At 39.1% G+C, this 248-nt stretch carries 1 protein-coding gene; it reads left to right on the top strand.

The window, feature by feature from the left end:
• Positions 1–248: hypothetical protein (locus RM553_RS19645; protein WP_311536658.1), on the top strand; the 248-nt coding region annotated here is incomplete at both ends.

Raw genomic sequence — 248 nt, 5'->3', positions numbered from 1 at the left:
AGTGATCGCCTGCGCACCAGCAATGTAAATCTTACCCGTTATGATGAAAATATTGATGAACATGAAGATTTTAAAGGAAGAATTTATATCAATTCATCGGGAGCTACAGGCAGATTTCTCAGTTTGGAATTGTCTGAAGGTGATGAAGTAACAATCTGGGCGCTTTCCCAGGAAGGTGACAGTAATATCCATTTTGAAAATGCTTCAGATCCAGAACTTCAGAATGATGTAGTTGCTGTTGGAGAAGA

Origin of the sequence: Autumnicola tepida, from assembly GCF_031846485.1 — a bacterium.
Lineage (GTDB): Bacteria > Bacteroidota > Bacteroidia > Flavobacteriales > Flavobacteriaceae > Autumnicola > Autumnicola tepida.
This window is presented reverse-complemented; position numbering and strand designations above follow the sequence as displayed.